The organism is Clostridium weizhouense, from assembly GCF_019431045.1.
In the GTDB taxonomy this organism is placed as follows: domain Bacteria; phylum Bacillota; class Clostridia; order Clostridiales; family Clostridiaceae; genus Clostridium; species Clostridium weizhouense.
Window position 1 is genome coordinate 17,361 of the sequence record NZ_JAHXPT010000008.1, and the last position, 13,642, is coordinate 31,002.

Here is a 13,642-nt window from a genome sequence, read left to right on the forward strand (position 1 = left end):
TAATTAGAATATATAGAGAAAGATATAAATTATTATATAAACTAAGGAGAATAGTTATGGAAAATAAATCAATATCAATTCAATGTGACGAGATAACTAAAAACATGATGAGTGAATTGCAGGATGAAATGATATATTCACTGTCTAAAGTATCTAAAAATATGAGTGATGATATAATAGAAAAGTTAAAACCTATTGAAAAAAAATTAAATACTTTAAAAGAAGATTTTATCGAAGATAGTGAAGAAGTTGAAGAAAAACTTAATGATTTAAATAATAATTTATTAAAAATAAGGGAATCTATTGAGAATACTATAGAAACATGCATTAATGAGGTTATCGCCGAGCAAAATCAAATATTAAACGGTAATTTAGAAAAAATAGCTAATAGCTCTATAGAAATTAAAGACAGTATAGAAAATAAAGACAAGCATTTGCAATGTATAATTACTGAAAATATATTAGAATTAAGCAAAAATATAAATGAAACTTCTAATACAAATAAAGAAGATATTTTCAATAAAATAGATGAATTAGATATCAAATCTTTAGAAGAAAAGCTAGCTATCTTAGGATTAAAAATAGTAAAAGATGCTGCAAGTAATAAAGAAAATATTTTAAATAAGCTAGATAATATTAATAATAGAGAATTAGAAAAAAAGATAGATTTATTAGAAAAAAATATAAAAAAAGATTTGTCGATTGATAAACAAATAGTTTTAGGAAAACTTAATTATCTTGACAATAAAATAGATGATAAAGATGTTTTAGCAGAAATGATAGAAAGATTAGAAAATGACTTTAATAGTAAAATGGAAAGTATAAAAGAAGAAGTAGAATGGGGAAATAAATCATTTTTTGCTAGGATTTTTGGAAAGAGGAGATAAAAAATGAATTATATCAATTTGATACATGATCCTAGATTTAATGTATTATTAGATAAATATCTTAATAATGAGGAACAAGGGATAGATTATAGAGAATATTTTAATCATTTTCTTGATAATTTAAATAAAAAGGAAATACTGGTACCTGTCCTTGGAATACAAGGGGCTGGGAAAAGTAGTTTCCTTAACTCTATTTTAATGAAGGATAATGTATTACCTACAGATGTTGATGAAACTACTTGTGTACCAGTTGAAGTAAGATATGGAGAAAATGTTGATGAAGCTATAATACATTTTTTTGATGGAAAAAAAGAAGGCATAAAATTAAAAAATTTAGAAAAGTATGTTCATAATGACTATAATAAAGCAAATGAACTTAAAGTTTCTAGAATAGTTTTATACAATAAAAGTGATATTTTAAAAAATAATATTGTACTTGTAGATTTACCAGGTGTAGGCAGTTTGACTCCAGAAAATCAAAAAACTACTTTAGATTATGTAAATAGGCTTATAGCAGGTATTTTTATGCTTAGAACAAATCCTCCAATAACAAGGACTGAAAAAAATTTTATAAATGCTTTATGGCCTAAGTTATCTAATACGATATTTGTTCAAAATAGATGGAATGATGAAGATGATGAAGATGTAAATGAAGCTAAAGAACATAATGAAGGTGTATTAACAAGTATTAGTTATGCACATAATGATGAAAAAAATATCAATGTTAATGTTGTTAATGTTTATGAAGCTGTTAAAGGGAAATTTACTAAAGAAAATGATTTATATAAAGAATCAGGAATAATTGATGTTATAAAGGAAATAGAAAATATTTCAATAGATTATAATAATAGCGTAAAAAATACATTGAATTTAAAGATTAAAGAAGTACTAGGAAATATAAATGATAAAATAGAAAGCTATAAAAATTTATGTTTAAATGAAACTAAGCAAAATGAATTGGATAAGGAAGAAAAAATAAAAGAAATAAAAGAAATAGTATCAGCTAATAAGAGAAATTTTAGAAGAATTAGAACTTATGCATATGATGAGATGGATAATACAATAGAATATGCTTCAAAAATAATAAAAGAAAATATTGAGAATCTTAGAGTAGAACTTAAGAGAATAATTAATAAAGGTATTGTTGATGGAGATAGACTAAGTTCAATATATAAAGAAACATCTGATAAAGCAATTAATAATATAATGGATGAGGTATTATCAAAGACTAGTGAAGTAATAAAAAATTTAAATGAGGAATTAAAAGATATTACTATAAAAAGTTTTGATGGAAAGTATGAAAATATATCATTTTTTAATAAGGATAGTGAATTTAAATTTGAAAAATCACTTCCCTCAGTATTAGGATTATCAGGTGGTTTAATTGGAACTTTAGGTACAGTAGGAACATTAGGAGGACCACTTGGAATACTTGTTGGAATGGGAATTGGTATGGCCTTTTCTTTAATAGGTGATTTAGTACGTAAAGAAATAGTTGAAACTAGAGCAAATTATACTATAAGAGATTTAGAGCCTATGTTAGAAGATTTAGAAAATTATTTAAAAGAAGAAATTCTTGATGATTTGAGGGCTAAACAACAAGAGGTGGATGATTCAATTAAAAATTTAAGAGGGAATTTAGAAAAGACTTTTAATTTTGATATAGAAGATATAGAGAAACAATATGATGGAATTTACAATGAAGATCATATTTTAGAATTTGCCGAAGATCTAAAAGTTTTAAATAAAATAAAAGAAGAATATGATTTGAATTAGGGTAAGTACACAAAAAGGAATAGGGTGAAATATAAATGAATGTTTTTAAAAGCTGTATAGAAAGACAAAAGAGCATTGATTCAATTGTAAATGCTATTGGTAATGAAAGTATTACTAAAAAGAATTTGTTGGTTAAAGATAAAATAATGAATCCTGCTCATTATGTTGTTATGATGGGGGAGACAAGTTCAGGTAAAAGTGCTTTAATAAATAGTTTGTTTGATAATAAAATATTAATTGAAAGTGTAAAGCCAACTACTGGTGTTGTTACTGAAGTTATTATATCTAATGAAAATGAGGAAGAATTAACAGCTATAAATAAAGATGCAACTATTGAAACTTTGGACAAGGATAGTTTTGATAATCTTTCAGTAAATCCAAATAAAACATTACATAGATTGAGGTATAAAGGAGTATGTAAAAATATAAAATACAAAGGTATGAGAATTTTTGATACTCCTGGTTATGGATCGCTGATAGAATATCATGAAGAAGTATTGAAAGAATTTATACCTGAAAGTGATTTTATTGTATATGTTGTTTCTTATAGAGTTGGACTTGGAGATGATGATGCACAATTCTTAAAATATATTGGAGAAATTATAGGAAATGATGTTGAAGTTGTTTTAGCTATAAATATGTGTCCTAAAGATCTTAAAGACGATAATAAAAGAATATTAGAAATCAAGGAAAATGTTAATAAATGTATACATAAAAATGTTAAGACATTTTTTATAGAAAGTAGTTCAGAGAAAAAGCCAGATACAGCTAAACTTTGGGATTATATTTATAAAAAGATAAATGATGAAGAAAAGCAAAATAGATTGTTAGAAAGTTTAGAAAATTATCAAGACTATATATTAGATGAATGTAATATAAAGATAAATTCAAAAATTGCAAATATTGAATCTCAAAAAGAAGAAATAGAAGAAAAATTAAATATAGTTGGAGAATTATTAGATAAGAAATTTGAAATTTTAGGGACTATAGATAGAGGATTTACAAAAATAAAAGTGAACTCGATAAAAACTATAGATAAATCTGCAATAACAATTAAAGAAAAGATTACATCTTACATACATGATGAAAGCAAATGGTCTAAAAAAGAGGAGACTTTTGCTTTAATGCAAGATTATTATGTCCCTAATCTTACAAATGAAGAAACTGATAATTTAGTAAACTATATTGAAGATGATATTATCTTATTAGATAAAACAATAGATAGGTTACTAAAAGAATCTATTTCTGTTTTACAAGAAAAAGTTAAGGTAAATACACCTTCTTATACTGAAGTAATGGATGGAGTTTTAAAGCAACATATTGGCGATGAAATAAAGCAAGCTACAGGTGAGATGTTTAGAAAAGCAAATAAAGAGGGAGAATATAGTATAGGAACTAGTAATTCAGAAGAGTTAAATAGTCTAGTAGATATAAAGTCTTATAAACATATTCAATATAATATAAAGTATTTTTTAAAAGCAATAAAAGCATCATCTTTAAAAGCAATCACTCGTTATTTAAGTGTTTTTACAGAGTCAATATTTTATTTATATGATTCATTAACTTGGCAGAAAAAAATAAAGGAGATTTCATTAAATGCTATAGATAATTGGGCTAATGATGTAGAAATTTCTATAAAAAAATATTTGGAGATGTTAAGAGATACTAATAAAGAAGAGATAATGGCTCTATTTAATCAACTTAGTGAAGAATTTAAAGAAGATGAAAAATTATTAGTAAATATAGAATTAGAAGAATTAGTTAAACTTAAAAAGCAAATAGAATTTTTACTTCATAAGTGTTTATATATGTCTATGAAAAAGTAGATTTATTAAATATTATAATATTAGGTAAAATAGGAGAAGAAAATTTTGTTGACTCCACCCTAAGGTAAGAGTTTATAATAAAAATAAATAAGAATTTATTTATTTTTAAGTAGTATTGATATTATAATAGTAACATTTACTTAAAATATATTATTAAGTTCAATTAAAATAGTATAGATAATCAGAGAGGAATGAATTATATGAAAAAAATACCTTTTTCACCACCAGATATAACAGAAGAAGAAATTCAAGCAGTGTCAAATGTATTAAGATCAGGATGGATTACATCAGGACCTCAACTTGCTAAATTTGAGGAAGAAATACAAAAATACTTAAAAGTAAATAAAGCATTAGCATTAAATAGTGCAACAGCTGCGATGGAATTGGTACTTAAAGTATTTGATATAAAAGAAGGAGATGAAATAATAACAACTCCTTATACTTATACAGCAACTTCAAGTTCAGGAATACATAGAGGAGCTAAACCAGTATATGTGGATGTTAAAAAAGATACTTTTGAAATGGATATAGATAAAGTTGCAGAAAAAATTACAGATAAAACAAAAGCAATTATGCCAGTAGATATAGCTGGAGTTCCTTTTGACTATGATGCACTAAAAAAAGTTTTAAAAGATATGAATAGAGAAGATATTATCATACTTTGTGATTCAGCACATTCTTTTGGTGCTAAATATAAAGGAGAACCAGTTGGCTCTCAATGTGATTTCCATTCATTCTCATTCCATGCAGTTAAAAACTTAACTACAGGAGAGGGTGGTGCAGTTACTTTTAATGATAACAACTTTAGAGGACATGAAAATTTACAACAATATATGAGATTTACAGCTATGCATGGTCAATCAAAAGATGCTTTAAGCAAACTTAAAGCTGGAGCATGGGAATATGATATCATTAATGATGGACTTAAATGTAATTTAACAGATATAGGTGCAGCAATTGGGTTAGTGCAACTTAAAAGATATGAAGGTATGTTAGAAAAAAGAAGACAAATATTTAAAACATATACAGAGATTTTATCTAAAGAAGATTTTTCTATAATTCCATTTACTAAAGATGACAATGGTACTGAAACATCATATCATCTATATCTTTATAGAGTTAAGGGGTTTAATGAAGAAAAGAGAAATGCAGCTATTCAAATGTTAGCTGAAAAAGGAATAGCAACTAATGTTCATTATAAGCCACTTCCAATGCTAACACTTTACAAAAATCTTGGATATGATATTAAAGATTATCCAAATGCATATAATCAATATGAAAATGAAATTACTCTTCCAGTGTATACTACATTATCATTAGAAGACGCTGAATATGTAGCAAAAGAAGTTGTAAAAGTAATTAAAGAATTATTATAGTATTAAAACATAGCTTTAAAAATTAATTAGTTTTTTTAATAAAGTAATATTATATTATGAGGGATATCGAAATAATTAAAGATTATTTTTGATATCCCTCTATTAATTTATATAACTTTTAATTTAAATAGATATTCAAAGTTATGTGTATCATCCAAAATTACTTTAAAAAATAATTATAAGTACCTTTTTCATTAGGGGCATTAAATTGATAAAGAATATTTTCTAGTACAATTTAAACATATATATTCTACTTTGTTAATTTTTATATAATATTATATAACTCTTACTTTTATATGACTATTTAATTATAACTCTATTTTAAGTGAATGTTTATATTTTAGTATAAGGGCGAACTGGCATTGGAATTTATTTTTTAGAATTGTTAATGAAGATTTGTCAAATTAATTGCTTGTCAACAATCTTTGATTGGGAGCATGCATTAATTGGACTAAGATTCATTTTACAATTCTTAAAGTAAATTCCTCTGTCCATGAGCTTTATAGTAAAATATAAACAAGATACTCTATTATATAAAAATTGTATTGACTCTACCCTAAGGTAAGGGATTAAAATGAATTTATTAGGAGGGATAGTTATTGAAAATTGGTGAGTTTGCAAAAAAGTCAGGAGTAACTGTAAAGACTTTGCTTCATTATGATAAAATAGGCCTTCTTAAGCCATCAAAAAAAACTGATTGTGGGTATAGAATTTATTGTGAAGATGATTTTTTAAAACTTCAGCAGATTACTACTTTAAAATTTATAGGATTGTCATTGACTGAAATAAGCCATATTCTACATGAGAGTGGAGAAAACTTAGAAAGCATGATAAGTATTCAAAAAAAAGCATTAGAGGAAAAGAAAAAACATATTGATTCAGTTATAGAGGTTTTTAATAAGGCACAAAATACAGCTAAAAAAAATGGATTTTTAGATGCTAATAATTTAATAGATATTATAAAGATAACCAATATGGAAAAAAGCGTAAAAGAACAATATAAGAGTGACAAGAATCTTAATTTGCGTAGTAACTTATATAGTTATAATATAAATAAAATTGATTGGGATGAATGGTGTTTTGATCAAATGGAATTTCCAAAGAATGCACGAATACTAGAATTAGGATGTGGTCCAGGAAAACTTTGGAGCAAAAATAGTAAAAAAATAGATAAGAGATTAAATATTACTTTATCTGATTTCTCTAAGAATATGTTAAAGATAGCAAAAGAAAAATTAAAGTATATAGATTATGAGTTTATATACAAAGAGATAAATGCAGAAGACATACCTTATGAGGCTGAAAGTTTTGACATAGTCATTGCACAACATATGATTTATTTTGTACCTAATATAGAAAAGGCATTATCAGAAATAAGAAGAGTTTTATCTCCAAATGGGAAATTTTATGTAACAGGAAATTCATATGATTCTATGAGGGAGCTTAATGAATTAATAGAGAGGTTTGCCCCCAATATAGGTCTTGATAATAATGGACTTTCATCTAGGTTTTCATTAGAAAATGGGGAAAAAATGTTAAAGAAGCACTTTAGTAAGGTAGAAGTAGAAACATTAGAAGGAAAAATAATAGTTGATGATCCTAAACCTGTAGTATCATATAAAGCTTCAACAATACAAGGAAGTTCGATACTCGTAGGCGAAACGAAAAAAGAATTTACAAATTACTTAGAAAACTATATTAAGAATAATGGAAATATATCAATAACAACAAAGACATGTATATTTAAAGCAACAAAATAGTTAAATTAAAGGGGGATGGGCAAATTATGAATATTCCATTAGTGGATTTAAAAGCTCAATATAAATCAATAAAAAATTATGCAGATAATAAAGTTAATGAAGTGCTTTCATCTGCAAGTTATATTATGGGGAAAGATGTAATAGAATTTGAAAAAGAAGCTCAGGATTATCTTGGGGTTAAACATGCAATATCAGTAGGAAATGGAACAGATGCGTTAGTTGTAGCACTTATGGCTTTAGGGATTGGTAAAGGTGATGAGGTTATAACTACACCATTTACATTTTTTGCAACTGCAGAAAGTATCTCATTTATAGGTGCAACACCAGTTTTTGTGGATGTAGAGAAGGATACATATAATATTGATCCATCAAAAATAGAAGAAAAGATAACTGAAAAAACAAAAGCAATTATGCCAGTTCATATATTTGGTCAACCAGCAAAAATGGATGAAATAAAAAAGATTGCTAAAAAACATAAACTAAAAGTTATAGAAGATGCAGCTCAAGCGTTTGGTTCAGAATACAAAGGAAAAAAAGTTGGAAGCATAGGTGATGTTGGATGCTTTTCATTTTTTCCAACAAAAAACCTTGGTTGTGCAGGTGATGGGGGAATGATAACAACATCTGATGATAACATAGCAACAATTGTAAAAGCCTTAAGAACTCATGGAAGTGGAGAAAATGGTCAAAAGGCATATAACTTATTAAATAATATAAATGAAGAAGTAAAAATCTCAGAAGACCATGATGATACAGTATATAATCCGTTAAAATATTATAATTATTTAATTGGATTTAATACAAGATTAGATACTATTCAAGCAGCACTTTTAAGAGTAAAAATGAATTATATAGATGAATGGAACAAAATTAGAAGAGAAAATGCTAGAATATATGATGAAAATTTAAAAGATACTTCCTTAACATTACCTGTAACAATAGATGAAGGAAAATCAGTATATAATATGTATGTAGTTCAATCAAATGATAGAGAAAAATTTGTTAATAGACTTAAAGAAAAGGGAATAAGTACAGGAATATATTATCCAGTTCCAATGCATCTTCAAAAAGTTTATAAAAATTTAGGATATAAAGAAGGGGATATGCCTGTAGCAGAATATCTATCACATAGAACATTTGCAATACCTGTTTTCCCAGAATTAACAAATGAACAAAAAGAGTATATAATATATTCAATTAAAGAAATTGATAAATAACATAAATAAAAAGAATGCTTGTCTCAAAAATGAAATTTGAATTAAGCATTCTTTTTATTTATAAAATTAATTTTTGTTTATACAAGATTATTTACTGTTTTTTTATTAGGTGGGTTTTTACTATTTATTGTTTCATTACTAATTTGTTTTTCATAATTTACTGTTTCAGTATTAACGTGTGTTTTAGTATTAATATCTTTATCTTTTTCTTTATTTTTTTTATTATCTAATTGTTCAGAAGCTATATCAGTTTTTAATTTAAGTCTTTCAGATGATTTATTTATTTTTCTAACTTCATTATTAATAGAAATATTAAGAGAGGCAAGACTCTTGCCTATTTGATTTAAACGTTTATTATTATAACTATTAGGATTATCATTAGGCTTAATATATTGAGCTTCTATTTTTTGTCTATTTTGGCTATCTTTAAACAAATGTATATTATCTTTTGAATGGCTAAATTTGATAAGTTCATTTAAACTAGCAGAAATTATAACATCATCTCGAACCTCATCCCCATTTTCTTTTTGTTTTTCTTCTTCAGCTTTTTTCTTTAACATTTTTTCTTGTTCTTCTTCAATTTCTTTTTGTTTTTGTTGAACTGAAATTTCCATTATTTGTTTATTAATTTCTTCTATACTTTTGTTAACTTCTTCAAGTTTATATTTTTTTTCATCTACATCCATATCTGTATTTGCCATTAGAACTTGTTTTTTTTCTAAAAGATTTTGATGTTGTTTTTGAAGATTTTCCATTAATTTATTTTGGTTATTTTTTTGATTAATTTTAAGACTAGCATTATTACTTTTAGTTTTTTCATTTGTATCATTATTTTCTAGTGTAATTTTCTTAGTGAAATTTGTATTTTTGCATTGAAATAAGTTTAAACTATTAGAATTTATATTTAAACTACTACTCATAATACTATATCCCTCCTTTTATAAAAATTATAAATAAATTTAATATAAAAACTACATTTACATTATTATCGTAACATATTTACAAAACTTTACTATAGTAGGTTTAAATATAAAAAATGCATATTTAAACCATAAAAATTATTTATAGTTAATAAAATTAAATAATTTTTATTGAATTTTAGACATACATATTAGTTATAAGTATTATTAGGAGCTAAATTTAATGAATTCAAGTGAATGTAATTTATATTATTTAGAAGACCATCCTAATTTTTTAGTAGAATACAGGGGGAATTTTAAAGAGCAAATAGACAAGGTATCATATGCCTGTGGAGATATAATTACTAAGACTATAGGAATTATTGCAGTACCATATAAATATTTAAATCAAATCATAATAGATGTTCCTGCTATTGTTTTTATTGACTTTAGAAGTTTCTTTATATTACAAAATATATCACCAATTGAAGTAGGAAATGTAATAGAAGTTAAGTCAAATCCTTATATACAATTAACTGGTAAAGGGGTTTTAATAGGAATCGTAGATACAGGAATAGATTATCTTAATCAAGAGTTTATAAGAGAAGATGGAACATCAAGGATAGTTAACATATGGGATCAAACAATTCAAAATTTAAATGATAAAACGTTATATATTGGAACTGTTTATACAAATAAAGAAATAAATGATGCAATAAATGCGTATAAAAATAATCAAGATCCATATCAAATTGTTCCATCAAAAGATGAGATAGGGCATGGAACTGAAATGGCAGGAATAATGGGTGCAAGAGGATATAGTAATGAAGTTCAAGGAATTGCAAATGATTGTGAATTTGTAGTTGTAAAACTTTTTGAATCTAGTAATTTTAAAAAGAGATTAAGAGAAAATGGAGTTAAAGATACTCCAGTTTATAATTCTTCAGAAGTTTTAACAGCAATAGAATACTTAAAAAATACTGCTTTAAAGTTAAATAAACCAATGGTTATATACTTAGGAGTGGGGAGTACTGAAGGAAGTCATGATGGGAATAATCTTATATCACGATATCTAACATCTATAGCAAGCGTAAGAGGATTAGCTTTAGTTGCTGGAGTTGGAAATGAAGGAGCAGCAGATGGACATGCCTCTGGATATGTTAAAAATATAGGAGATACTAAAAAAGTAGAACTAAATATACCAAAAGAGATGAAATATTTTTCTTTTCTTATATGGGTACAAAAACCAAGTAGAATGTCATTGAATGTAATTTCCCCAATTGGAGAAGAATCTGGATTTATTCAAAGCAAAAGAAATAGAACTTCAAATATAGATTTTATACTTTCAAAAACTAATATGATAGTTAGCTATCATAGTCCAGATCAATTTACAGGTCATCAAGTTATAGAACTTACATTTTTAGATATAAAACCTGGAATATGGCAATTTGTTTTAAGGGGTGAGTATATAACTCAAGGAAGATATGATATATGGCTTCCTCCAGAAAGTACATTACCTAAAAATACAAGATTTTTAACTCCGGATCCATTTTCAACATTGACAATTCCATCTACAGCAAGAAAAGTAGTTACTGTATCATATCATGGGATAATTGATGAATCATTAGTAGCTACTTCTGGAAGAGGATTTAATACAAATAATTTAATTAATCCAGATATATCTACAGTAGGTATTAATATTTTAACTACAAAAAATTTAGGAGGAACAACAGTTGTATCAGGAAGTTCAGCAGCAACGTCAATAGTAGCGGGGGTTTGTGCGCTTTTATTACAATGGGGAATTGTTGACGGAAATGATACAACTATGTATTCTACAAAACTTAGAAGTTATTTAATGTATGGAGCCAATAGAAAACCTATCTACAAATTTCCAAATAAAGAATTAGGCTATGGAACTCTTAATCTACTAAAAACTTTTAATGTTATGAGTAGAAAATATAGAAAAAATAATTTTATTGAATATTATGTTGGTAACTTGTTTATTAGATTGTCAGAGGAGGTGCATTTCAATTATGGAAAATAACTATGATATTGTACAAAATATTTTTTATGATATAAATTATAATCATTATATTATACAGTACCAAGGAGAGATTGATAAAAAGGCTTTAGAAGATGAAGGATATTATATAACTATAATTGATGATAAATATGCAATAATCTCATTTAATAAAGACATTAAGATTAATATTGATGAACCATTATTTTCAAGTATTGTATATATTAAACCGGTAGAAATATATACATTACAAGATATTTCTCCAATAGAAGCTACTCAAGTAAGAAGCTTACAATTGGATATGCCATTAAATTTAACTGGAAAAGGTGTTATTGTTGGGATAATAGATACAGGTATTGATTATTTAAATGATGAATTTATGACATCTGATGGGAAAACTCGGATCGATTGTATTTGGGATCAAACAATAAAATCATATAAAAAATATGATGAGTATCCTATGCCATATGGGGTTATATATACAAAAAATGAAATAGATGAGGCTATAAAAGAATATAGAGAGGGAAGATATCCTTATACAATAGTTCCAACTAAAGATGAAATAGGACATGGTACAAATATGAGTGGAATAATTGGAGCTACTGGAAAAAATCCGGATTTAAAAGGTGTTGCTCCTGAGTGCGAATTTGCAGTGGTAAAATTAATTGAAGATTATGCATATAAAACTCAATTTGATATAAAAGTTCCTGTTTTTAATATTACATCTATTTTTTCAGCAATAGAATTTTTATATGAATATGCTTTAAGAAAATCTAAGCCAATGGTTATATACCTTCCACTTGGGACAAATTCTGGAAATCATAAAGGAAATGGAATTTTACAAGAATATATTGAATCTGTTTCTAATAATAGAGGAATAGTTGTAGTAACTGGTACAGGAAATGAAAGAGATAGAGGTGAACATGTCTCAGGTAGTATTACAGAGGTGGATGGTATAAATACAGTAGAATTAGATGTGTCAGAACAACAAAAAAATTTATGGGTTGAGGTTTGGGTTGATTCTCCTAATATAATGACAATAGATATAGTATCACCATCAGGAGAAAATACAGGGATAGTTCCTGCCATAATTAATACAACTGAAACTTACGAATTTGTATTTGAAAAAACTTTAATAAAAATTAATTTTTATTTACCAGAAGAGAATACAGGGGATGAACTAATAAGAATTAGTTTTTATAATTTACATTCAGGAATATGGAAAATAAAATTAATTGCAAACTTAGTATTAGATGGAAAATATAATCTTTGGATTCCTCAATACGGAATAACAGTTGGAAATACTCACTTTAATCCGTCAGATCCTTTTGGAACACTGACAGGTCCAGGAGACTCAATTTCATCAATTACTGCTGCGGCATATAATCAAAATAATAACAATATAGTCAATTATTCAGGAATGGGATTTAATGATGACTATCTTAATAGAATAGATGTTGCAGCAGGAGGGGTAAATGCATTAACAGTAGCTCCAAATAATTCAGTTAGCATAGTAAATGGAACAAGTGTTTCAGCAGCAGTTCTTGCAGGAACTTGTGCTATATTATTTCAATGGGGAATTGTTGATGGAAATGAACCTCATATGTATTCCCAAACAATAAAAACTTATTTAACAAGAGGAACTGTAAAAAGAGCAGGAGATATATATCCTAATCCTCAATGGGGATATGGTATTTTAAATGTGTTGGGTATATTTAACAATATGATGTAGTCATTAAATAGAATTTGTACTATATACAATATATTAATAATTAAGCTTTGAAATATTGTATATAAATACAAATTTTGTTGTTAGTTAATTAAAAATAAATATATAAAAAATTGATAATATAAAAAAAATTTCTATTAATGGTTTATTAA

Annotated in this window: 9 protein-coding genes; 8 read left to right on the top strand and 1 reads right to left on the bottom strand. The window is 25.9% G+C overall.

Features of this window, described 5'->3' with window-relative positions:
• Window positions 1-56 precede the first annotated feature (56 nt).
• The 6 genes from KYD98_RS10600 to KYD98_RS10625 all read left to right on the top strand — a co-directional run bounded on the left by KYD98_RS10600 (window position 57) and on the right by KYD98_RS10625 (window position 8,842).
• Complete coding sequence (locus KYD98_RS10600) at window positions 57-887, top strand: hypothetical protein (RefSeq protein ID WP_219779967.1); 831 nt, start codon at window positions 57-59, stop codon at window positions 885-887.
• A 3-nt stretch (window positions 888-890) separates the two neighbouring features.
• Window positions 891-2,663, top strand: a complete 1,773-nt coding sequence (locus KYD98_RS10605; protein ID WP_219779969.1) for a dynamin family protein — start codon at window positions 891-893, stop codon at window positions 2,661-2,663.
• A gap of 35 nt (window positions 2,664-2,698) precedes the next feature.
• Window positions 2,699-4,489, top strand: a complete 1,791-nt coding sequence (locus KYD98_RS10610) for a dynamin family protein (RefSeq protein WP_219779971.1) — start codon at window positions 2,699-2,701, stop codon at window positions 4,487-4,489.
• Window positions 4,490-4,689: 200 nt separating this feature from the next.
• Window positions 4,690-5,865, top strand: coding sequence for a DegT/DnrJ/EryC1/StrS family aminotransferase (locus KYD98_RS10615; protein WP_219779973.1), 1,176 nt, complete (start codon window positions 4,690-4,692; stop codon window positions 5,863-5,865).
• Window positions 5,866-6,464: 599 nt separating this feature from the next.
• On the top strand, window positions 6,465-7,625 hold the full coding sequence (locus KYD98_RS10620; protein WP_219779975.1) for a MerR family transcriptional regulator: 1,161 nt from the start codon (window positions 6,465-6,467) through the stop codon (window positions 7,623-7,625).
• A 26-nt stretch (window positions 7,626-7,651) separates the two neighbouring features.
• A complete protein-coding gene (locus tag KYD98_RS10625; RefSeq protein ID WP_219779977.1) occupies window positions 7,652-8,842 on the top strand; it encodes a DegT/DnrJ/EryC1/StrS family aminotransferase in 1,191 nt (396 codons plus the stop codon).
• Window positions 8,843-8,919: 77 nt separating this feature from the next.
• Here the strand turns inward: KYD98_RS10625 and KYD98_RS10630 are convergent, their stop codons facing one another.
• Window positions 8,920-9,762 (bottom strand): viral A-type inclusion protein, encoded by an 843-nt coding sequence (locus KYD98_RS10630; protein WP_219779979.1) that lies wholly within the window; start codon window positions 9,760-9,762, stop codon window positions 8,920-8,922.
• Window positions 9,763-9,985: 223 nt separating this feature from the next.
• On the opposite strand from KYD98_RS10630, the gene KYD98_RS10635 reads away from it, so the two are divergent.
• Window positions 9,986-11,785 carry a S8 family peptidase gene (locus KYD98_RS10635; RefSeq protein ID WP_219779981.1) on the top strand — a complete coding sequence of 600 codons (1,800 nt, stop codon included), beginning with the start codon at window positions 9,986-9,988 and terminating at the stop codon, window positions 11,783-11,785.
• Window positions 11,775-13,493 carry a S8 family peptidase gene (locus KYD98_RS10640; protein WP_219779983.1) on the top strand — a complete coding sequence of 573 codons (1,719 nt, stop codon included), beginning with the start codon at window positions 11,775-11,777 and terminating at the stop codon, window positions 13,491-13,493. Before KYD98_RS10635 ends, KYD98_RS10640 begins: the two co-directional genes overlap by 11 nt.
• Window positions 13,494-13,642 lie beyond the last annotated feature (149 nt).